At 50.7% G+C, this 22,241-nt stretch carries 17 protein-coding genes; 12 read left to right on the top strand and 5 right to left on the bottom strand.

The annotated features are described in order from the left end of the window. The first annotated feature begins 36 nt into the window (after window positions 1-36). A complete protein-coding gene (ggt, locus tag H8K38_RS10100; protein WP_370587091.1) occupies window positions 37-1,746 on the top strand; it encodes a gamma-glutamyltransferase in 1,710 nt (569 codons plus the stop codon). A 246-nt stretch (window positions 1,747-1,992) separates the two neighbouring features. On the opposite strand, the gene H8K38_RS10095 is transcribed toward ggt, so the two are convergent. Beyond that, a complete protein-coding gene (locus H8K38_RS10095) occupies window positions 1,993-2,586 on the bottom strand; it encodes a 5-formyltetrahydrofolate cyclo-ligase (RefSeq protein ID WP_255422912.1) in 594 nt (197 codons plus the stop codon). A gap of 70 nt (window positions 2,587-2,656) precedes the next feature. Here H8K38_RS10095 and H8K38_RS10090 point away from each other — a divergent pair, with 70 nt between their 5' ends. The 4 genes from H8K38_RS10090 to H8K38_RS10075 all read left to right on the top strand — a co-directional run bounded on the left by H8K38_RS10090 (window position 2,657) and on the right by H8K38_RS10075 (window position 7,316). Beyond that, a complete protein-coding gene (locus H8K38_RS10090; protein WP_255422910.1) occupies window positions 2,657-4,603 on the top strand; it encodes a lytic transglycosylase domain-containing protein in 1,947 nt (648 codons plus the stop codon). Next, entirely contained in the window at window positions 4,590-5,303 is a 714-nt protein-coding gene (locus H8K38_RS10085) for a glutathione S-transferase family protein (protein WP_186884705.1), read from the top strand. The genes H8K38_RS10090 and H8K38_RS10085 overlap by 14 nt, the downstream gene beginning before the upstream one ends. Next, complete coding sequence (locus H8K38_RS10080) at window positions 5,300-6,553, top strand: multifunctional CCA addition/repair protein (protein WP_186884704.1); 1,254 nt, start codon at window positions 5,300-5,302, stop codon at window positions 6,551-6,553. The genes H8K38_RS10085 and H8K38_RS10080 overlap by 4 nt, the downstream gene beginning before the upstream one ends. Before the next feature lie 82 nt (window positions 6,554-6,635). Next, a complete protein-coding gene (locus tag H8K38_RS10075) occupies window positions 6,636-7,316 on the top strand; it encodes a GNAT family N-acetyltransferase (RefSeq protein WP_186884703.1) in 681 nt (226 codons plus the stop codon). Between the two features lie 34 nt (window positions 7,317-7,350). Here the strand turns inward: H8K38_RS10075 and H8K38_RS10070 are convergent, their stop codons facing one another. Then, window positions 7,351-7,854, bottom strand: a complete 504-nt coding sequence (locus tag H8K38_RS10070; protein ID WP_186884702.1) for an Lrp/AsnC family transcriptional regulator — start codon at window positions 7,852-7,854, stop codon at window positions 7,351-7,353. A 175-nt stretch (window positions 7,855-8,029) separates the two neighbouring features. Here H8K38_RS10070 and hppD point away from each other — a divergent pair, with 175 nt between their 5' ends. Both hppD and phhA read left to right on the top strand, forming a co-directional pair. Then, window positions 8,030-9,145: a 4-hydroxyphenylpyruvate dioxygenase gene (gene hppD / locus H8K38_RS10065; protein ID WP_186884701.1), complete on the top strand. Its 1,116-nt coding sequence runs from the start codon at window positions 8,030-8,032 to the stop codon at window positions 9,143-9,145. Window positions 9,146-9,226: 81 nt separating this feature from the next. Then, window positions 9,227-10,123, top strand: a complete 897-nt coding sequence (phhA, locus tag H8K38_RS10060) for a phenylalanine 4-monooxygenase (protein ID WP_186884700.1) — start codon at window positions 9,227-9,229, stop codon at window positions 10,121-10,123. A 174-nt stretch (window positions 10,124-10,297) separates the two neighbouring features. On the opposite strand, the gene H8K38_RS10055 is transcribed toward phhA, so the two are convergent. The 3 genes from H8K38_RS10055 to H8K38_RS10045 all read right to left on the bottom strand — a co-directional run bounded on the left by H8K38_RS10055 (window position 10,298) and on the right by H8K38_RS10045 (window position 12,818). Continuing rightward, complete coding sequence (locus H8K38_RS10055; RefSeq protein ID WP_186884699.1) at window positions 10,298-10,828, bottom strand: hypothetical protein; 531 nt, start codon at window positions 10,826-10,828, stop codon at window positions 10,298-10,300. A gap of 269 nt (window positions 10,829-11,097) precedes the next feature. Beyond that, window positions 11,098-11,961, bottom strand: coding sequence for a lipid A biosynthesis acyltransferase (locus H8K38_RS10050; protein ID WP_186884698.1), 864 nt, complete (start codon window positions 11,959-11,961; stop codon window positions 11,098-11,100). Beyond that, the gene (locus H8K38_RS10045) at window positions 11,958-12,818 is read right to left on the bottom strand and encodes a lysophospholipid acyltransferase family protein (protein WP_186884697.1); all 861 of its coding nucleotides are present in this window, start codon (window positions 12,816-12,818) and stop codon (window positions 11,958-11,960) included. The genes H8K38_RS10050 and H8K38_RS10045 overlap by 4 nt, the downstream gene beginning before the upstream one ends. Window positions 12,819-13,039: 221 nt before the next feature. On the opposite strand from H8K38_RS10045, the gene metK reads away from it, so the two are divergent. The 5 genes from metK (at window position 13,040) to H8K38_RS10020 (ending at window position 22,240) form a co-directional block, all read left to right on the top strand. Further along, window positions 13,040-14,221 carry a methionine adenosyltransferase gene (gene metK / locus H8K38_RS10040; protein WP_186884696.1) on the top strand — a complete coding sequence of 394 codons (1,182 nt, stop codon included), beginning with the start codon at window positions 13,040-13,042 and terminating at the stop codon, window positions 14,219-14,221. A 26-nt stretch (window positions 14,222-14,247) separates the two neighbouring features. After that, entirely contained in the window at window positions 14,248-15,165 is a 918-nt protein-coding gene (locus tag H8K38_RS10035; RefSeq protein ID WP_255422906.1) for a M14 family zinc carboxypeptidase, read from the top strand. Between the two features lie 667 nt (window positions 15,166-15,832). Further along, window positions 15,833-17,707 (top strand): M4 family metallopeptidase, encoded by a 1,875-nt coding sequence (locus H8K38_RS10030; RefSeq protein ID WP_255422905.1) that lies wholly within the window; start codon window positions 15,833-15,835, stop codon window positions 17,705-17,707. Window positions 17,708-18,032: 325 nt separating this feature from the next. After that, the gene (locus tag H8K38_RS10025; RefSeq protein ID WP_186884695.1) at window positions 18,033-20,144 is read left to right on the top strand and encodes a prolyl oligopeptidase family protein; all 2,112 of its coding nucleotides are present in this window, start codon (window positions 18,033-18,035) and stop codon (window positions 20,142-20,144) included. 344 nt (window positions 20,145-20,488) lie between these two features. After that, a complete protein-coding gene (locus H8K38_RS10020) occupies window positions 20,489-22,240 on the top strand; it encodes an ABC transporter ATP-binding protein (protein ID WP_186884694.1) in 1,752 nt (583 codons plus the stop codon). Window position 22,241: the final 1 nt, after the last annotated feature.

Raw genomic sequence — 22,241 nt, 5'->3', positions numbered from 1 at the left:
TTCATTGCAGCCAGCTTCACGGGTTTCAGCCTCGCTATCAGCGTCGCCATCAGTCTCACCATCAGCCCACTCCCGGCACAGGCGCAAATCGCGGCGAACATCCGTTACGATACCAATTTCCCCATCATCAGCCCGGTCAGCAGTCGTCACGGTATGGTCGCGACCGAACAGGCTTTGGCCAGTGAAGTCGGAGTAAAAATACTCGCGCAAGGTGGCAACGCTGTCGATGCGGCAGTCGCCACCGGATTCGCTCTCGCAGTTGTGCTGCCGAATGCCGGTAATATCGGCGGCGGCGGCTTCATGCTGATTCACGATAGTCGCTCCGGAAAACAGATCGCCCTCGATTTTCGTGAAAGCGCGCCGGAAAAAGCCCACAAAGACATGTATCTCGATGCCAGCGGCAACGTTATTCCCGGCAGTTCCACCCACAGCCATCTGGCGATCGGTGTGCCCGGCACCGTCGCCGGTCTGGAGCTCGCGCTCAGCAAATACGGCAGCATGAAACTGAAAGACGTCGTCGCACCCGCGATCCGTCTGGCGGAACAGGGATTCATCGTCACGCCTTATCTCGCTGCATTGTTGCAGGCCGAACGTGAGCATCTTGGAAAATGGCCGTCCAGCCGGGCGATTTTTTTCAAAGACGGACGACCATTGCAGGCCGGTGAAAAGCTGGTTCAAAAAGACCTTGCACATTCGCTGCGACTGATAGCGTCACAAGGTTCCAAAGCATTTTACGAAGGCGAGATTGCAAAGAAAATTGTCGCCGAAGTGCAGCAACATCAAGGCTTTATCAGCGCCAGCGATCTGAAGAATTACAAGGCGATAGAGCGCCAGCCAGTCAAAGGCAATTATCGCGGCTACGAGGTCGTTTCGATGCCGCCACCCAGCTCTGGCGGTGTGCATATCATCCAGATGCTGAATATGCTGGAACACTACCCGCTCAGACAGCAAGGTGCCAACAGCGCGCAGACCTTACATCAACTCAGTGAAGTCATGAAGCTCGCTTATGCCGACCGTTCCGAATATCTGGGCGACCCGGATTTCTACACCGTCCCCAAAAAAGGACTGACTGCGCGCAGCTACGCCGATGAACTCGTCAAAAAAATTAATCCTGAGCGCGCCACACCTTCGGCAGAAATCAAACCAGGCCAACCACAAGCCTATGAAAGCGACCAGACCACGCACTACAGCGTGGCCGACAAATTCGGCAACGTTGTCGCAACGACCTACACCCTGAATCTGAATTTCGGCAGCGGCATTGTCGCCAGCGGCACTGGCATCGTATTGAATGATGAGATGGATGATTTTTCCGTCAAAGCTGGCGTCCCGAATGCGTTCGGACTGATAGGCGGTGCCGCTAATGCGATACAGGCAGGTAAGCGCCCACTGAGCTCGATGTCACCGACGATAGTGTTGAAAGATGGCAAACCGTTTCTGGTCACAGGTAGCCCCGGTGGCAGCCGCATCATTACCACCACGCTGCAAACGATCTTAAATGTGATCGACCACGGCATGAACGTCGCCGAAGCAACGATCGCGCCACGCATCCACCAGCAATGGATGCCGGATCAGCTTTATTTTGAAAAAGGCATCAGCGCCGACACCTTAAAAATCCTGACAGACAAAGGCCAGAATCTGAAACAGGCACCGGTGATAGGAAAAACCCAGACCATACAAGTCAGCGATGGCGTGTTTTACGGCTTTTCCGATTCGCGCAATCCAGATGGCAAGGCGCTGGGGTTTTAAAGAACGACATTGCTGATCGCTTCGCGGGGCGTATCAATGCAGCTTATTGTTGCGCCCTTATCTTCCCTGTTTTGATATCGGATCAATACTCCCGTATCATAAAAAAACACCGTTTTTTAGCATACTCCCCCTCTTTTTTATCAAAATCACGCTCTTGTCGGCGAAAAATAAGGGGGTAAATTTATACTCCCCGGGAGTATATAAAGCACATAAAATGCCGAAATTACCTCTGTTGCACCAGTTGACTCAAGCCAGACATCCGGTTTCAGTCATGATCTGCGTCATAGGAATGTCGTGTTCACCCGGCGCAAAGTCGGCGCAGGCGCACTGGTAGGCGATGCCGAGGCTGACCGCATCTGGCAGGCCGGGCAGTGTTCTGTCGTAATAGCCGCCACCATAGCCAAGCCGATAGCGATCGGCGTTAAAACCAACGCAGGGAATCAGCAATGCAGCTGGCGTCACCAGATGATTACGTTGCGCCGGCAAAGGAATACCGTAATCATCCGTCAGCATCGCATCCCCTTCGCGCCAGGCGAGAAAGCGCAAAGGTGACTCTTTCGCTCTGACCCAGGGCAATGCGAGTTGTATGCCCATTCCAGCAATCGCGGCGTAGCAGGAACGCAAGTCCGGCTCGGCCTGTATCGGCCAGTAAACGGCCAGACTGGCGGGTTTTTCCTGACGGCACCACGCCAGTAAATGATCTGCGATTTGTGCGTCCCATTGCTGGCGCACAGCTGCGTCAAGCTGACGACGGCAATCTAATAAATATCGTCGCAAGGCGCTGCGATTCTGGTTAAGTTCTGCGAGGCTGGAGTGTCCGCTCAGAGGTGGCTGTGTCATACTGTCAGAAATAGATTTTGATAGCGATGCAAAGATGTCTGTGAAAAATAAATTAGCGCAATGTAGCCTCATGATCTTAGCAGGTTTGAGTGTTTTACCCAGTGCGTATGCGGCCTCTCCCAAAAAGAGTTTCATCAATGATGATGATCGCTTCATGGCCTTACGCGATGCAGGCTTGCATGAAGATGCGGCAAGTGCCGAGCAACATGCGCCGGCACTTGCGCAATATGAAATTCCATCGTATGTCGATTACTACCGCCTGCGCTCGCATCTGCAGCGCGCATCGAATACAGAATTCCGCGAATTTATCAGCAAATACGAAGGCAGCGCGATCGCAGACCGCTTGCGCAATGACTGGTTATCTTTGTTAGGCAAGCGCGGCGAATGGGATTTATTTGATCAGCAATATCCGCAGTTTGTGGTGGCTGACGATAATCAGTTGCGCTGTTACGCCCTGCTATCAAAAGCATATAAGCAGCAGAAAGTCGCCAACGACGCCAAAGCCTTGCTGAACGCGCCGCGTGATTATGGCGAGGGCTGTTACAGTCTGGTGAGCTATCTGGCGGCAAATGGCCAGCTCAGTCAGGCGGATTTGTGGACACAGATACGCATGGCAGCAGAATACGGTGCCGTACCACTGGCACAACGCCTGGGGAAATTACTGGATTTGCCGGAGAAAAAGCTGAGCGCGGCACTGGAAAAACCTGCGAGTCTGTTAAAAGCCGGGCCGGAAAATAACCGGATTTCCAAAGAGTTGTTCGTCATCGCGCTGGGTCGCGCAGCGAAATCAGACCCCGAAGACGCCGCAGAAAAATTATCCCGCTTCAGCGCCAAACTCAACGACAGCGAGCGCGCGAATGCGTGGGCGCAAATTGCCTTACAGTCGGCGCTGAAATTAGAACCGGAAGCGCTGGCTTACTGGGTACGCGCGGATGGCGCCACCTTGTCGCAGGAAGCCTACCAATGGCGGGTGCGTACTGCATTGCGTGAAGGCGACTGGAAAATCGTTAAGACAACAATCGCGCTGATGCCTGCCTCACTGAAAAATGAACCGGCCTGGATTTACTGGCTGGGACGCGCACTGAAAGCCGAAGGAAAAAACGAAGAAGCGCGGCAGTTATTTGCCAGCATCGCCGATCAGATTCATTTCTATGGCCAACTCGCGCTAGAAGAAAACGGTCAGAAAGTCGGCGTGCCTCTGACTTCCAGACCTGTCACTGCCGATGAACTGGCGGCGGTGGAGCGCAATCCGAATTTACAACGAGCGCTGAAATTTTATTCCATGAATCTGCGGCTCGAAGGCACGCGGGAATGGAACTGGGAATTACGCAAAATGACAGAGCGGCAGCATCTGGCAGCCGCAGAACTGGCGCGTAAAAACAATATGCTGGACCGCATGGTGAATACCTCTGACCGCACCCGGGGCGAATTCGATTTCAACCAGCGCTACCCTACGCCGTTCAACGACAGCATGTACAAAACCACACAGGCGCTCGGGCTCGATATGGCGTGGGTATATGGTCTGATCCGTCAGGAGTCGCGGTTCGTCATGCATGCGAAATCGCATGTCGGCGCATCGGGATTGATGCAAATCATGCCAGCGACGGCCCGCTACGTCGCCAAAAAAATTGGCCTGGGTAATTTCGTGCCGGAACAGGTCAATGATATCGATACGAATATCGCTCTCGGTACCAATTACCTCAATATGGTGCTGACCGATCTGGGTGGTTCACAGGCGCTGGCGTCCGCCGCCTATAACGCCGGACCCGGGCGTCCGCGCGCGTGGCGGGCAAAGCTGACGCGCCCAGTTGAAGGCGCCATTTTTGCGGAAACCATTCCGTTTGCGGAAACCCGTGGTTACGTCAAAAATGTCTTGTCCAATGCAACCTACTACGCGGCATTGTTCGAGAAAAAACCACAATCGCTGAAAGCCCGTCTCGGCATCGTCGTGCCCAAAGGCATGTCTGCCAATGATGCCGAAATACCTGAAGAGTCTACGAACAATGCAAGATACTGAAATGCTTCCCGCGCTGGCCGCGCTGATGGATGAACGCCGTTCCCGTATGGTGCTGGTGATAGGCAATAAGAATTACTCATCGTGGTCCATGCGCGCATGGGTAAGCATGAAAGCCTTTGGTATTCCATTTGAAGAGATACGCATACATCTGGATCAGCCGGATACCACAGCAAAAATTTCAGAATATTCGGCGGCCGGAAAAGTGCCGGTGCTGATCGCCAACGATATTACCGTCTGGGACTCGATGGCAATTTGCGAGTTTTTAGCCGAACAGTTTACGTTATTGAATTTATGGCCGGAAGACACGGCCGCGCGCGCGTTTGCACGCAGCATCTGCGCTGAAATGCATGCCGGATTTTCTTCGCTGCGTTTTGACATGCCGATGAATATCCGGGCTGATTTACATGGCCAGGGCCATACCCCTGGCGCGCAGGCAGATATAGGCCGGATTTGCGAAATCTGGGAAGATTGCCTCGCACGTTTTGGCGCGCATGAATTTTTATTTGGCGCATTCTCCGTCGCTGATGCTTATTTTGCCCCAGTCGTCACGCGCTTTAAAACCTACGGCGTTTCCTTAGCGCCAGCGCTGGAAGCATATGCAGACAGAGTCTGCGCACACCCGGCCGTAGCGCAATGGATACTGGAAGCCAGGGCCGAAACAGAATCTGCCCCCTGGCATGATGCCCGTCCACCCAAATGAGTACGAAGCAAATCTATATCGTCGGCGGTGCTGTCCGTGATTCACTGTTGGGACTGCCGGTGCAAGACAGGGATTATGTCGTCGTCGGCAGCACACCGGAAGAAATGATCCGGGATGGTTTTCAGGCCGTGGGTAAAGATTTTCCGGTTTTTCTGCATCCGAAAACGCATGAAGAATATGCGCTGGCACGTACCGAACGTAAAACCGCAGCCGGTTATAAAGGCTTTGTTTTTCATACCGATGCCAATGTCACACTGGAACAGGATTTAATCCGACGCGATCTGACGGTGAACGCGATGGCGCAAGACAGCAACGGCCAGATTACCGATCCGTTTTGTGGTCAGCAGGATTTGCAACGACGCGTATTACGACATGTCTCTGCCGCATTTGCGGAAGACCCAGTGCGCATACTGCGGGTTGCGCGCTTTGCTGCGCGCTTCGCCTTACCGCCGCACAACTTTACCGTTGCCGACGAAACCAATGCGCTGATGCAAGAAATGGTGGCAGCCGGGGAAGTCGATGCGCTGGTGCCAGAGCGCGTCTGGCAAGAGCTGGCGCGCGGTCTGATGGAGGTCAAACCATCGCGTATGTTTGAAGTCTTGCGCGCCTGCGGTGCTCTGAAACGATTACTGCCCGAACTGGATGCGCTGTGGGGCGTGCCGCAACCGGAAAAACATCATCCCGAAATTGATACCGGTGTGCATGTCATGCTGGTCGTCGATTATGCGGCGCAACAGGGATATTCGCTGCCGATCCGGTTCGCTGCCCTGATGCATGATCTCGGTAAAGGTACTACGCCGCCGGAACTCTGGCCAAAACACCACGGTCACGAGGAGCGTAGCGCAAAGCTGGTCGATATCGTCTGCCAACGCTTGAAAGTACCGTCAGATTGCCGCGATCTGGCATACATGGCCGCGCGTGATCATGGCAATGTTGGGCGCGCGTTTGAAATGCGCGCGTCGACTATCGTCGATTTTCTGTCCCGCAATGATGCATTCCGTAAACCACAACGTTTTAGCGACATGCTGCGGGCGGCCGAGTGTGATTGTTTTGGTCGTGCGGGCCTTGAAAACACAGAATTTCCACAAACTGCGTTTTTAGAACAGGCACTGAATGCAGCGCAGCAAGTGAATGGCGGTGAAATTGCACAGCTCTGTAAAGATCAGCCCAAACGCATCCCGGAAGCCATACGCGACGCCAGAATTGCTGCGGTGCAACAGATTAAAAAACAGACGCCACTCTCACATTGACAATGTTTTCTGGAATAATCAGAACAGATCGCCTACAATGCTTTGTGCACTGCACAAATTCTATTTGCAGTAAGGACATGTCATGAATCCTACCGATATTTTCCCCATTAATTTCAATGAACATTCCGGCAGCAACAAGCCTGCTGTTTACGTCAAAGAATTGTCTGAAAAAGACCGGCATCGCATACTCAAACATTTTCTGGCATTAGAAGAAAGTGATCGTTTACTGCGTTTTGGCACCTATCTGCCGGACCCCATGATAGAAAAATATGTTAATGGTCTGGACTTTTCCCGGGATAAAGTATTCGGTGTGCTGAGCCGTAACTTCCGGCTGGTCGGCGTCGGTCATCTCGCATTTGCGCCGCGCAGCGAAAAAGATGAGGCTACCGATAAAGATACGGTCGCTGAATTTGGTGTCTCGGTATCCAAATCAGCACGCGGTAAAGGCGTTGGCGCCAAGCTGTTCGAACGCGGCGCGATTCATTGTCGCAATGCCGATGTAGATACCTTGTACATGCATTGTCTGTCGTCAAATCAGACGATGATTCATATCGCTAAGAAAGCAGGCATGGAAATCCAGCGCGAATACGGCGAGGCTGATGCCTATCTGAAATTATTGCCAGCCGATGCAGTCAGCGTTCTGAAAGAAGCCGTGCAAGAACAGGTCGCCGCCATTGATTACTCGATCAAAGCGAATACCCGTGCTGCCGTCAAATGGCTCAGACACTTGCCGGGTATGGGCAACCATTCTGAAAAAAAATAATCACCCGGCGAATCAGACACTCGCGGATTCGCCGTCAAACCGTGCCTGACACTGGCATGGCCGTCGTCTCTTTGATCTGCTGTAATGCAAAGCTGGATTTCACATCCAGCACAGCCGGATGACGCAATAAGGTTTCCATCATGAAGCGCGAAAAATGATTCATGTCTTCGACATGCACGCGCAGTAAATAATCCATCTCTCCTGTCATTGCATAACACGCTACCACTTCTGGCCATTGCTCTACCGATGCAGAAAAATCGTCCCGTGGCGACCGCGAACCACTCTTCCCGGGCAAATCATTGTGTTTTTCCAGACGTACATTCACGTACGCCAGCAAACCCAGACCAATCTTGGCAGGCTCGAGCAAAGCCACATACTTGCGGATCACGCCACTCTCTTCCAATCGTTTAATACGGCGCAAGCAAGGTGAAGGTGACAGATTGACACGCTCCGCCACCTCCTGATTCGTCAACCGCCCGTCAGCCTGCAAGATCGCCAGAATTTTACGGTCAATTTTATCGAGAGGAATTTCAGCCATTATTTGCCAATATTAAAAATAAATAAGACATATTATTGCTCAAATAAGAAACCCTTTAGGTTATTTTGAAATTTAATGGCGCATTTGCCGGACTATACTGCTCGTTTGATCTACATCAAAACACGCGTAACGACGTGACGATGCAGACCCGGACGAATTAATACAGGAGACACGCATGACTTTCCAGACTTGGGAAAACCCTATGGGGACAGATGGTTTTGAGTTCATCGAATACGCAGCACCAGACCCAAAAGCACTCGGTGAATTATTTGTCACCATGGGCTTTACCGCCATCGCCAGACACCGCACAAAAGATGTCACACTGTTTCGCCAGGGTGACGTAAATTTCATCATCAATGCCGAAAAAGATTCGTTTGCACAGAAATTCGCCCGCAAGCATGGTCCGTCGGTATGCGCTTTCGCATTCCGCGTCAAAGATGCAAATGCCGCCTACAAACGCGCGCTGGAATTAGGTGCCTGGGGCTTTGACAATAAAACCGGCCCGATGGAATTAAACATTCCTGCGATCAAAGGCATCGGTGATTCATTGATTTACTTCGTGGATCGTTGGCACGGTAAAGATGGTGCACAACCCGGCGCGATCGGCAATATCAGCATCTATGATGCTGACTTCGTTGCGATTCCGGGCGTTGAATCCAACCCGGTTGGACTGGGTCTCACCTACATCGATCACCTGACCCACAACGTGCATCGCGGCCGCATGAAAGAATGGGCAGATTTCTACGAAACTCTGTTTAATTTCCGCGAAATCCGCTACTTCGATATCGCTGGCAAACACACTGGTCTCAAATCAAAAGCGATGACATCGCCTTGCGGGAAAATCCGTATTCCTATCAATGAATCTTCGGACGACAAATCACAAATTGCCGAATATCTCGACCTGTATCAGGGCGAAGGCGTGCAGCACATCGCCATGGGCACGGACGATGTGTATGCGACGGTCAGCGGCATGAAAGCAAGTGGCGTGGCGTTCCAGGACACGATAGACACTTACTACGATCTGGTTGATCGTCGTTTGCCCGGCCACGGCGAAAATCTGGAAGCCTTGCGCAAGTTACGGATTCTGATCGATGGCAAGAGCACGGAAACATCGCGTGAATTATTACTGCAGATTTTCACGACGACAGTGATCGGCCCTATTTTCTTTGAAATTATCCAGCGCAAGGGAGATCAGGGCTTCGGTGAAGGTAATTTCCGCGCCCTGTTTGAATCCATTGAACTCGATCAGATTCGTCGCGGTGTACTGAAAGACGACAAAGCGACAGCATAAAATTTCTGAACGGATGTGATGTGAATGACCTCAAAAGGCTGACCGGTTTCTGGTCAGCCTTTTGTCAAAGAGAGACAAACAATGGACAACATCAACACAAACAACATGACCGTCAGCAATGAAGAATTTCTGGCAACCGTGGCTGAAAAATCTCATGGTACAGCGCTGCGGGGTGCCTATGAACATGCTGATTCGCAATACGTCGTCAAACAACATTGGCAGGCTTATACAGAGGCAGAACACGATCTCTGGCGCGCCTTATATCAACGGCAGATGTCGCTGTTACCGGGACGCGCATGTGACGAATTTATTGATGCCTTACATAAAATGAATGCAGCCGATGGCATTCCTGAATTTGAAAAAACATCGCGTGAATTATTTGCAGCAACTGGCTGGACTATCGTCGCCGTTCCCGGCCTGATTCCTGAGCTGACCTTCTTTGAACACCTTGCCAATCGTCGCTTTCCGGTCACCGTCTGGCTGCGTAAGCCCGAAGAATTCAACTACATCGTCGAGCCCGATGTGTTCCACGATTTCTTCGGACATGTGCCTATGCTGTTCAATCCGGTATTTGCCGATTATATGCAGTTGTATGGCAAAGGCGGCTTAAAAGCCATGCAGCTGGGTGGCCTTGAGCAACTGGCACGCCTGTATTGGTACACCGTGGAATTTGGCCTGATCAACACACCGCAAGGTTTACGCATTTATGGTGCCGGCATTTTATCTTCAGGTGGCGAAGTCGAATATTGTCTGACGCCAGGCACCAGCTCGCGGCATATCCATCTAAACATACAACGTTGTCTGAATACGCTGTACAAAATCGATACCTATCAGGAAACCTACTTTGTCATTAACAGCTTCCAGGAATTATTTGATGGTACTGCGGCAGATTTTGCGCCGTACTATGAAAAACTGAAACAAGGTCAGGCGTTACCTGCCAATACCTTGTTGCCTGAAGAAACCGAGCTTTTAGTGTAAATCCTTAGTCTTTACAAAGCCTGCGAACCACGAACGCCGGAGAGTAATTCACCGGCGTTTTTTTGTGGGTAGCTGACTATTTACCAGTTTTCAAACCTGGATAAAATTTTTCAACACCTGTTGCAGTGATGACCAACGGGGCTGTCAATCAAACGTGGCTTGCGGTCAACTCCGCTATTGCGCAAAGCGACCAACACGGCTGGTTTGTAAACGTTGTAATGCCAGCGCTTGCCATGCAGGAGTGGCATACGCCAGCGTCAGGTTTCTTTGCAGACCGTGCCACAATCCCGCATCCAAATTCAGCTGCAGCGCTTCCAGATAATGCGTGCTGACCAGCATGAATTGCCGCCGGTATGGAAGCAAATAAAGATGCGGGTCAACCTGCAGTTGCTTGTCTGCGTCGGCGTAATTGGCATACCAGAGATTACTCAGACCAGCGACTTCCGGGCCATGCCAGAAATCCCCCATATCGTCACCTGCTTGTGCCTGACCAGACAGCACGTGGCGGGCATGTTCCCAATGAGAAAAGCCAATATCTGCCGCGGCCAGATTAAGACAATGGCGCAGTTGCCAGCCGTCAGGAATATCCCAGCGGTGCTGGCGACAAAGAACCTGCGCACGCTTGCGAGCATTGGCATTGTCACTTTGCAGCAGTGTTAACCACAGACGGGCGCGGGTTTTGAGTTCGTTGATTAAAACGTTCATGTCTGCGCTCCCTGAGTAAGGCAGACAATAAAAGGAAATAGTGCAGAAATATACAAGGTCAACATGATGAGCTCCGATTCGTTATCTGACGACCCGCTACGTCAAACGAATTTCGCTTATCACATCAAAAGATGGCAGCAACAGTATCGTCAGTAACGACATTAGTACTGTGGCTGCAAAGATAAAGGGTGAGAGCCTCTTGTGCGGGAAGGCGCCCCTTAGCACCTGTGCCGCGATTGTAAAAGTAAGCGCAACAAAGTGTCAACCGCTCAATACAAACTGGCTTCACCTTCCGGCCGGGTCTTAAAGCGTTTATGTGCCCAGAAATATTCTGCCGGTGCTTTCAGGATTTCCTGCTCAATGAAAGCATTCATCTGACGCGTAGCTGCGGTGATATCTGCACCGGGATAATTCTCCCACGGTGGATGAAACGTGACTTTCCATCCCCGATAATCTGGCAGCATCGTTGCAATGACCGGCACCACTTTTGCACCGGTCGATGCGGCAAGCCGTGGCAATGCGGTCAGCGTTGCGGCAGGTACGCCAAAGAATGGAACGAACTCTGCATTTTTTGCACCAAAATCCATATCTGGCAACATGAAATACGGCAGACCTTCATGCATCGCACGGATAATCGGTTTCACACCGTCCGCGCGTGAAAATAACTTTACCGGCCGAAACCGCGAACGGCCGCGACGCAAAGCGAGATCAAAAACTTTGTTTCTCTGCTCGGTGTAGATCGAGCACAATGATGATTCCAGCATCACAGCGACACCAGCCACATCCAGACAAACAAAATGTGGACACATCAGTATGGTCGGTTCCTGTTGAATAACATCCAATGGAACAGCTGGTTCGACCTGAATCAGACGCTTAAGACGAGGTTCTGATGCCCACCAGAGAATGCCGCGTTCCAGCACACTGCGTGCATACATTTGAAAATGCTGGCGGGCGATACGCACTCTTTCTGCCTCACTCAAATGCGGTAAACAGAGTCGCAAATTGGTCAGAGTAATATGGCGACGTTTGCGTATCAGGGAAAACAATATGCTACCGACGCCCGCCCCCAAACGCCCCAAAACTGGCAAAGGCAACCAATGCAACAACCACATCATCAGGAGCACAGCTCTCATGCCTGTCCCTCTGTAACATCAGTATCGGGACCACTGACACCATCCGGTTTTTTGTAGCGGTTATAACTCCAGAAATACTGTGCTGGTGAACGGGCAATCAATTTTTCCATACCGCGATTAATCGCTTCCGCCTGTTGTACAGGATCACTTCCTAACTCTTCCTCAAATGCGGCAAAACGTACCACGTAGCCACGTCCATGCGGCAATCGTTCCGCGTAAGTCAGAATAATCGGCGCACCGTTCATACTGTGCAACTTGGCAGACAAGGTCATCGTATACGCTGGCTTACCGAAAAATTTTGCCCAGACACCTTCGCCTTCCTGCGGTACCTGATCTGGCAATAAACCAATCGCCTCGCCTTTCTTCAGTGCCTTCGCCATAATGCGCACACCAGATAAATTCGCCGGTGCCAGCAACAGATTTTCCCGCGCACGCGCCCCTTCGATCAAGGGCTTCAGTGCGTCTTTACGGGGCGGTCTATACATCACCGTCAAACGCGTGCGTACCGCGATCGACTGCGCAACAATTTCAAAGCAGCCTAAATGCGGTGTCAGAAAAATCACGCCTTTTTTGGCATCCAGCGCCTGTTGCACTAAGTCCCAATTTTCCAGACTGGCGGTACGCAAAACACGATCAGGTTTCGCGCACCAGATAAAAGGTAACTCGAGTATATTTTTCCCGGCCTCTTTGACCGCATCGCTTAAATGTGCGGAAAATCCGGCACGTTCGAGATTTTCCCGCAAGCGCCGACGATAAGAGCCTGACAACAAATACACAATACGTCCTAATACTGCGCCAATCAGATGCAGTACAGAGAGCGGAAAAAACGACAGAAATCGGAATAGAATGACAAGCATGACGCTGCTCAAGAATAGGTAAAAAAAAGAGGGGTATTCGACAGAAATCGAATAGAGAGCGTAAAATATCACACATTGGCTAGCTGTTGAGGTTCTGACGGCAAGCTACCGCCGAGTTAACAGACAACTTGCGAGGCGGTTTATAAAATTCGCTAAAGCGTCGCAGGATCTCTTTCCGACTGCGGCACAATTTTTTACGGTCATTTTTACAGGAGCCTGCGATGGCAAATGATTTTCTTTTTACCTCAGAATCCGTTTCTGAAGGACATCCCGATAAAGTCGCGGATCAAATCTCCGATGCAATTCTCGACGCTATTCTCGAACAAGATCCCTACTCCCGTGTTGCGGCTGAAACGCTGACAAACACTGGTTTAGTTGTCCTTGCCGGTGAGATTACGACGCAAGCCAACATCGACTATATTCAGGTAGCACGCGATACCATCAAACGTATCGGCTATGACAATACTGAATATGGCATCGACTACAAAGGTTGTGCCGTCCTGGTCGCCTACGACAAGCAGAGTAACGACATTGCACAAGGTGTGGATCGCGCGAGCGACGACTATCTGAATATCGGTGCGGGTGATCAGGGTCTGATGTTCGGCTACGCTTGCGATGAAACACCTGAGCTGATGCCAGCACCGATTTATTACGCACATCGTCTGGTGGAACGTCAGGCGCAATTGCGTAAAGATGGCCGTCTGCCTTTCCTGCGTCCGGATGCCAAATCTCAGGTCACAATGCGTTATGTCGATGGCAAGCCACACAGCATCGACACTGTCGTGCTGTCAACCCAGCACAGCCCGGATCAAAGCGAAACACCAACCAAGATGAAGCAGTCGTTCATCGACGCGGTCATTGAAGAAATTATCAAACCCGTGCTGCCGAAAGAATGGCTGCAGGATACCAAATACCTGATCAACCCTACCGGTCGCTTTGTGATCGGCGGTCCGCAAGGCGATTGCGGCCTGACTGGTCGTAAAATTATCGTTGATACATACGGTGGTGCCTGCCCGCATGGTGGCGGCGCATTCTCCGGTAAAGATCCTACAAAAGTTGATCGTTCTGCTGCTTACGCTGCACGTTATGTTGCAAAAAATATCGTGGCGGCAGGTCTGGCTAAGCAATGTCAGATTCAGGTGGCATATGCGATCGGCGTGGCACGGCCTATGAATGTCACGGTTTATACCGAAGGCACCGGCGTGATTCCTGACGCGCAGATCGCAGCACTGGTTAATGAATATTTTGATCTGCGTCCAAAAGGTATTATCCAGATGCTGGATTTACTGCGCCCGATTTATTCAAAAACTGCGGCGTATGGTCACTTTGGTCGTGAAGAGCCAGAGTTCACTTGGGAACGCACAGATAAAGCAGCGATCTTGCGGGCGGCGGCAGGTTTGTAATTTTTGTAGCGGGAGTTGAAGTAACGATGCAGTGGTTTTTATTGAATGGTAAAAAAGTCATTGCATCGTCCTGCAAAAAAACAGCGCTGGCCTGCACGATGCTGATATCCGCCGTATCAGCATCCTCGACATTTGCCGTCCCCCTAATCAAGACAAAAACCGTCACTGATTGGTGCACTCCGCTTGCACTCAAATTACCGGGAGTCAATGTCAACGATTGCCTCAAAAGTAAGTTGATACCCGCAGGTACAAATTCACTGAATGGTTTTCCTCTGCTGTCACGTGACTGGCGTGCAGATGCACGACATCCGCATGCCATCAAAGTATTGCTGCTCGGTGGCATTCACGGTGACGAGCAAACGGCGTCGGCCATCGTATTTAAGTGGCTGGAAAATATCCAGAAAAATGACGTGGCCGAGTTTCATTGGAAAATCGCGCCGGTCGTGAATCCTGACGGCTTACTCGCGGCGAAACCGCGCCGGGTCAACGCCCGTGGCATTGATCTGAACCGCAACTTCCCCACACCGGAATGGGAAAAAGAAGCGCCCGCCTACTGGGCTCGCGTGACAAGAAAAGATCCGCGCCGCTATCCAGGTAAAGCACCAATTTCCGAGCCGGAAAGTCGCTGGGTGTATGACATCATCGAAAAATACAAACCAGATGTAATCATCTCGGTTCATGCACCATTTGGTGTGCTGGATTTTGATGGACCGAGTAAGCCGCCGAATCGTTTCGGCAGACTGGTCTATAACCGCGTCGGTGTTTATCCGGGCTCACTGGGAAACTATAGTGGCTTGCACAAGGATATTCCAGTCGTCACCATAGAGTTACCCAACGCAACTCAGATGCCACCTGAAGCTGAGGTGCAACGCATCTGGCAAGACATGCAAAAATGGATACGCCAGAATATCGCGGCACCGGTAAGAACTGCGCGCAACCCTTAAGTAAAAGTATTTTCAAAAAAATTTTAAAAAATAGAAAGAGGCATTTCTACGCACAAAATCTGGCATTCAGATAAGGTAGCATCCATCCCCCAAAGAACGGTTGCAGCTACTTAACTCGATGCAGAAAAATAAATTGATTATTTTTCTAAATAAAGGGAATTTTTTTCGATACGGCGAATCTTAGCTCTGACTGATCAGAATCAATACGCCAGTCTTCAGAATAAGTTATTTAATCACAATAGTTTTTCTGTCAAGCCCATCTATCGTCTTCCATTACTTATTACATAATAATTAGTAAAAATATTTTTAACTATTTGTTATGTAATATCCCTGTTTGCTTCGTACATCCCGTGTTTCGATGAAGCAAGTTCAATATTTACTAATTGAAAAGAAATTTTCTTCTGTTGGTAAAAAATTTACTTTTTTAAGTAATTAAAAATACGCAACACTGTCATTTTCCCTTAACAAATTATCTGATTAACTATTTATCGCTATCAGGGCAATCGCTTGTCGGGTAGCGAGCATGTATCGCAGTGTTTTCGCTGGGCGATAAGCCATTTGTTTCAGGCTTTCCCGCTTTGATCTGGTTTGTTTAAGTTCTACTCTTAACTTGCTGCCATAAGCTGCAAGTTCAATAACATTAACAACAATTTAGGGATAAACAAAAATGACACGTACTTCTAATACCAGCTTAGTGTTCCGGCCAACCATGATGGCAGCGTTGCTTGCCTGTGCATGGAGTGCCTCAGCAGCAGACAAAATCAATTTGGAGCAATTGACGCCTTCGGCGACAGCGCAATCTGCGGCAAGCAGATCATCGTCGGTCACAGGTAAAGCGAGCTCGGGGGCTCCCGGCATCCACAGCACTTTGGGTTTAACAAGCAGTGAACTGCAAGCCGCACGCAGCCAGACTTACGCTAACGGTCGCGTAGTAACGCGCTTCCAACAATTTCATCAAGGCGTGCCAGTCTGGGGTGAGGCCATTGTTGAGCACGCCAATGCTGGCGCAGCGCAATCGACCCTGTCAGGCTATCTGATCAGCAATCTGGCCAAAGATGTACCAAATGCCAAACCGTTCTATTCAACAACACAGGCAGTTACACTGGCAAAAACTCAGGCTCGCGCATCCAGCAGCGAAAATGAACAGGCAAAACTGTTTGTGAAACTGGACGAGAATAACGTCGGCAAACTAGTCTATCTGGTGTCATTTCTTGACACTACAAATCCGGCAAAACCCAGCCGTCCGCATTTCATCATCGATGCCAATACTGGTGTCGTTGTCGAGAAATGGGAAGGTCTGACTCACGCAACGACAGGCACAGGGCCTGGCGGCAATGCGAAAACTGGTCAGTATGAATATGGTACAACAGCCGGATACGGCTTCCTCGATGTGACTGTCAGTGGTTCTACTTGTACGCTCAACAGCACCAATGTTGCCACCTACAACATGAACAGCGCAACCTCGGGTTCAGGGACGTTGCATTCATTTACCTGCCCGAGAAATACCGTCAAAACCATCAACGGTGGTTACTCACCGATGAATGATGCACATTACTTCGGTAACCAGGTCTTCAACATGTACCAGACCTATCTCGGCGTACGGCCTATCAGCCAGAAGTTGGTCATGAAAGTACATTATGGCTCCAGCTACGAAAATGCATTCTGGGATGGCAGCTCGATGAATTTCGGCGATGGTGCCTCCACTTTCTATCCGTTGACAGCACTGGATGTAACCGGACATGAGGTCAGCCACGGCTTCACCGAACAAAACTCCGGTCTGGTGTATTCGGGTATGTCGGGTGGTATGAACGAAGCGTTCTCCGATATGGCTGGTGAAGCAGTTGAGTACTATGTCAAAGGGACGAATGATTTCAAAGTCGGTACCGATATTTTCAAAGCCACAGGTGCATTACGTTATATGTACAACCCACCGCTGGATGGCGGCTCCATTGCAAATGCGAGCAACTACACCAGCAGCCTCGATGTTCACTATTCGAGCGGTGTGTATAACAAAGCTTTTTACCTGTTAGCAACAACAGCAGGCTGGAATACACGCAAGGCATTTGAAGTGATGGCAGATGCGAATCGCCTCTACTGGACATCCAGCAGCACATTTAACCAAGGTGCCTGCGGTGTTGAAAAAGCAGCGACTAACCGTGGCTACGCCGTTGCCGATGTGACTGCGGCCTTCGCCAGCGTTGGTGTCAGCTGCACCACAACAACACCGACCGCCACCCCACTGACAAAAGGCGTAACAGCCAGCGGCATCACACTGGCGAAAGGTGCAACGAAACTGTATTCCATCGTTGTTCCTGCTGGTGCGACCAATCTGACATTTAAATTGTCTGGCGGTACAGGTGACGGTGATATTTATGTTAAAGCATCGACAGCACCGACAACGACATCGTACACAGCCAAATCAACCGGTTCCACCAATACCGAAACCGTGACTATTGCTTCGCCGTCAGCTGCAACATACTATGTTCTGGTCAGTGCATACGCGGCAGTCAGCAGCACAACGCTGGTCGCGAACTACCAATAAACGTAATACAAAGCAGTCGCTCATTCGTAACGAATGAGAAAAAAATCCCGCTCCTTCTGCTATGCAGTTGAGCGGGATTTTTAATGTACAGAAGTGCCGCAAAAATGTGTGATCTGCACAAGCTGTCTGAATCTGCCCGTCAATTCAGATCTGCATAACAAATCAACTTTCTTACGGGGTGCAATATCAGAAGCAGGAAATATATGCTTACATGGAACTAGTCAGTTAATTCTGTGTCGATGTATAGCTACAATGGCGCAGATAAACAATACGGCACCAGCCACAAAACAAGTAACAAAATCACACAGCGGAGAACTCTTAAAAAATGAAACCACAGTTATCACTGCTCACCACCCTCTGCATGTTCGGCGTAACCAGCATCGCGGCGGCACAAACCACGGATTCTCAACAATGGCTGGAAGACGTCACCGGAGAGAAAGCGCTGAATTGGGTCAAGGCACAAAACCAGGTCACCCGTAACAAACTTGATAACGACGCTGGTTTCAAACAATTACGCAGTGATTTGCAAGTCATTCTGAATTCCAAAGACCGCATCCCCGGCATACGAAAAATGGGCGATGCCGTCTATAACTTCTGGACCGACGCTGAACACCCGCGCGGTGTCTGGCGCAAAACTTCACTCGAAGAATATCGCAAGACCCAACCGAAATGGGAAACTGTGCTCGACATCGGCGCGCTGGCGGCAGCAGAAAATGAAAACTGGGTATTCAAAAACAGTAATTGCCGCGAACCTGCGTTTGACCGTTGCCTGATTGAGCTCTCGCGTGGCGGCGCGGATGCGGTCACCATGCGTGAATTCGATCTGAACACCAAAACCTTTGTGAAAGACGGCTTCTCGCTGCCTGAAGCAAAAATGTCGCTGGACTGGCGCGATAAAGACACCTTGTTTGTCGCCACCGACTTTGGTGCCGGATCACTCACCGATTCAGGTTATGCCCGCATCGTCAAAGTATGGAAGCGTGGTACTCCGATCAGCGCGGCCAAAACTATTCTGGAAGGTAAAAAAACCGACATGGCTGTTTCAGCGCAAAGTACGCAGCATGGCGGAATTCAACACAATCTGGTTCATCGTCAGATCACTTTTTATACCGCAGAAAATTTTTTACTTGATGGCGATCAATTGCAGAAGCTCGATATTCCGGAAAAATCCGGCGTCGCCTTTTTCAGCACACAGATGATCGTGACACCACGAGAAACCTGGAAAATTGGTGAAAAAAACTATGCCAGTGGCAGCGTTCTCGCGATTGATTTCGAAGCCTTTCAACATGGTGATCGCCAATTCACCACTCTGTTTGAGCCAACCGACAGTACGTCTTTCACGGGCTTAACTGCAACTAAGAACTACCTATTAGTACAGTCACTCAACAATGTTAAAAGTCATTTGCAGGAATGGAAATTTGCAGATGGAAAGTGGGTATCCCGCCAGGTGCAGTTGCCGACCATGGGCGCAGTGGGCATCAGTGCCGTTGACACTGAAGGCAATGATAATTACTTCCTGAGTTATTCTGATTATCTGACTCCAAGCGTCTATTTGCTCGCACATGCTGGCAACGATACGCGCGAACAATTGAAATCAGCGCCAGCATTTTTTGATGCATCTCCTTACGAAACAGTTCAGCAATTTGCAACTTCGGCTGACGGCACGAAAGTTCCTTACTTCGTCGTCAAACGGAAAGATGTCAAATACGATGGCAACAATCCTACCTTGCTTTACGGTTACGGCGGTTTCCAGATTTCTATGACACCATCCTATTCTGGCGCCTTAGGTAAAACCTGGCTGGAAAAAGGCGGCGTCTATGTTGTTGCGAATATTCGTGGCGGCGGTGAATTCGGCCCACGCTGGCATCAGGCCGCACTGAAAGAAAACCGTCAGCGTGCGTATGATGACTTTGCTGCCGTCGCAAACAGTCTGATCTCCAGCAAAATAACCAGCCCGCGTCATCTTGGTGCCATGGGTGGCAGTAACGGCGGCCTGCTGGCAGGCGTTGCCCTGACCCAGCATCCGGAACTGTTCAATGCCGTTGTCAGCCAGGTACCACTGCTGGATATGCAGCGCTACAATCAACTGCTGGCGGGTGCGTCCTGGATGGGCGAATATGGTAACCCTGATGTGCCGCAAGAATGGGCATACATCCAGCGTTACTCGCCTTACCACAACGTCAAAGCAGGCGTTCGCTATCCTAATGTTCTGTTTATTACCTCAACCCGTGATGATCGCGTACACCCCGGCCATGCCCGTAAAATGGCTGCGAAAATGCTGGATCAGGGTCACAAGAATGTCTGGTACTACGAAAACATCGAAGGCGGACATGGCGGTGCGGCAAATAATGAACAAAGAGCCGATATGAGCGCAATAACCTACAGCTTCTTGTGGAATATGTTAAAACGCGACAACGAAGCAAATGCGATTCACTGATTGCGACAAACTGCCACAAATTGGAGCGACGCTGATTCGACGATGATAGTCGAATCAGTCTGCGATCCAATCACAATCCGTTTATTCCGTTTACAATCCGTTATCTTGTTGTGGGATAACGGATTTTTTATTTAACAGGGCTAACGCAAAATTGACCCGGCAAGACTAAAAAGCTTTTTTCTGCTTTGGGAAACATCGCTGGTAAGCGATGTCCGTTTCGCCAGCAGGCAACATGTTGCCTGAAACCCTGGCTACACCATGGCAACGAAGATAGTACGAATAGGTCGGCTAAGAGCCATCACGCCACAGAGGCGGTTTTGCGGAAGTCCTACTTAAGAATTTGCATGACACTGTTCCAACTACTGAAAACATTTATCCGCCGCCATTGGCAGCGCTATTGCGCAGCAGCCAGTATGCTGTTCGCCGTCGCCCTGATGACCGTATTGATACCACGTCGCGTTGGCGCCGTGATTGATGGACTGGTCAGTGGGCAGCTTGATCAACGCGGTATGCTGACCGAACTCGCATGGCTGTTATTGATGGGCATTGCCATTTATTTCCTGCGTGTCGGCTGGCGCATGCAGCTGTTCACGGCATCGTATCAGCTCGGCGTTGAACTTCGCACTCGTTTATATCAGCGCCTGAGTTTGCAGGGACAGAATTTTTTTCAGCAACAACGTACCGGCGACCTGATGGCACTCGGCACCAATGATGCCGATGCGATAGAACTTGCGGCCGGTGAAGCGGCACTGGCAGGTTTTGATGGATCGATGACATTTGCATTAGTCATCGGCATGATGTTACTTGGCGTCGATTGGCGTCTTGCGGTGGCGGCGTTATTGCCGTTTCCTCTGATGGCCTGGGCGTTCCGGCATATCACACATCAGGTGCATGAAGCCTCGCGCGATTCGCTGGAACGCTTCAGCAAACTCAACGATCAGGTGCAGGAAACCCTCGCTGGCGTGCGCACTCTGCGCGCTTTAGGTCTGGAACAACGCAGTGCCGCGCAGTTTGCTGAACTCGCTGAAGACGCTGCCAGCGCCAGCCTCTCGGCGCAAAGCTGGGAAGCGGCCTATGAGCCTGCGGTCGGCATCACGCTGACGGCAGCCGGTGCACTGACATTGGCGGTCGGCGGCTATCTGGTGTGGCACGAAGAAATGACGATAGGCGCGCTCACCAGCTTTACTATGTATCTAGGACAACTGATCTGGCCCATGTTTGCTGCGGGCTGGGTATTGTCTCTGATGGAGCGTGGCAAAGCAGCCTGGGGCAGACTGGAACCTGTTCTGTCGCAAGAACTGTCGATTCAGGACGAAGGCACGCTGAGCAGCCCGCTATCTGGCACGATTCATTTCGACCACATCAGTTTTTCGTATCCCGGCCAAAGCAGAAATGCGCTGACCGATATTTCAGTGTCAATCGCGCCTGGACAAACGCTGGGCATCGTCGGACCAACTGGAGCAGGAAAATCTAGCATCATTAAATTGCTGTTGCGGCAAATAGAAACTGCACATGGACAGGTGCGGTGGGGTGAACATGCCATCGCAGAATATCCATTGCACAGCTTACGAACGGCCATTAACTGGGTAGCACAGGAACCTTTTTTATTTTCGGCGTCAGTGGCAGAAAATATTGCGCTGTCGAATCCCTATGCCAGTCGTGAGCAGGTAATCCGTGCCGCGACCTTAGCGGCAGTACATGATGACATTCTGCGTTTTCCACAAGGCTATGACACACCCGTCGGTGAACGTGGTGTCACACTGTCAGGTGGCCAGCGTCAACGCGTTGCGATTGCCCGCGCACTGCTGACATCCAGTCCGCTATTGATACTGGACGATGCGCTTTCCGCCGTCGATACGGATACCGAAACCCGCATCCTTCAGCATCTTGCCGAATTACGCAAAAAACAAAACGAACGCAGTGCGATCATCATCAGTCACCGCCTGAGTGCGGTGGTCGATGCCGATCACATCCTTGTTTTGCGGGATGGAAAAATCACAGAACAAGGAACGCATCAACAACTGCTGGACGCCAATCAATGGTACGCATCGCAATGGCGCTATCAGCAACTGGAGGCAAGCTTACATGCCGCGTGAT

The organism is Undibacterium sp. FT79W, assembly GCF_014284215.1.
Taxonomy (GTDB): Bacteria; Pseudomonadota; Gammaproteobacteria; order Burkholderiales; family Burkholderiaceae_D; genus Undibacterium; species Undibacterium aquatile.
The sequence above is the reverse complement of the archived record's forward strand: the minus strand, read 5'-3'. Positions and strand labels throughout refer to the sequence as shown.

Coding starts and splice junctions, on each gene's coding strand:
- H8K38_RS10095 (WP_255422912.1), bottom strand. CDS start 2,586: ATGACACAGCCACCTCTGAGCGGACACTCCAGCCTCGCAGAACTTAAC.
- H8K38_RS10090 (WP_255422910.1), top strand. CDS start 2,657: ATGATCTTAGCAGGTTTGAGTGTTTTACCCAGTGCGTATGCGGCCTCT.
- H8K38_RS10085 (WP_186884705.1), top strand. CDS start 4,590: ATGCAAGATACTGAAATGCTTCCCGCGCTGGCCGCGCTGATGGATGAA.
- H8K38_RS10080 (WP_186884704.1), top strand. CDS start 5,300: ATGAGTACGAAGCAAATCTATATCGTCGGCGGTGCTGTCCGTGATTCA.
- H8K38_RS10075 (WP_186884703.1), top strand. CDS start 6,636: ATGAATCCTACCGATATTTTCCCCATTAATTTCAATGAACATTCCGGC.
- H8K38_RS10070 (WP_186884702.1), bottom strand. CDS start 7,854: ATGGCTGAAATTCCTCTCGATAAAATTGACCGTAAAATTCTGGCGATC.
- hppD (WP_186884701.1), top strand. CDS start 8,030: ATGACTTTCCAGACTTGGGAAAACCCTATGGGGACAGATGGTTTTGAG.
- phhA (WP_186884700.1), top strand. CDS start 9,227: ATGGACAACATCAACACAAACAACATGACCGTCAGCAATGAAGAATTT.
- H8K38_RS10055 (WP_186884699.1), bottom strand. CDS start 10,828: ATGAACGTTTTAATCAACGAACTCAAAACCCGCGCCCGTCTGTGGTTA.
- H8K38_RS10050 (WP_186884698.1), bottom strand. CDS start 11,961: ATGAGAGCTGTGCTCCTGATGATGTGGTTGTTGCATTGGTTGCCTTTG.
- H8K38_RS10045 (WP_186884697.1), bottom strand. CDS start 12,818: ATGCTTGTCATTCTATTCCGATTTCTGTCGTTTTTTCCGCTCTCTGTA.
- metK (WP_186884696.1), top strand. CDS start 13,040: ATGGCAAATGATTTTCTTTTTACCTCAGAATCCGTTTCTGAAGGACAT.
- H8K38_RS10035 (WP_255422906.1), top strand. CDS start 14,248: ATGCAGTGGTTTTTATTGAATGGTAAAAAAGTCATTGCATCGTCCTGC.
- H8K38_RS10030 (WP_255422905.1), top strand. CDS start 15,833: ATGACACGTACTTCTAATACCAGCTTAGTGTTCCGGCCAACCATGATG.
- H8K38_RS10025 (WP_186884695.1), top strand. CDS start 18,033: ATGAAACCACAGTTATCACTGCTCACCACCCTCTGCATGTTCGGCGTA.
- H8K38_RS10020 (WP_186884694.1), top strand. CDS start 20,489: ATGACACTGTTCCAACTACTGAAAACATTTATCCGCCGCCATTGGCAG.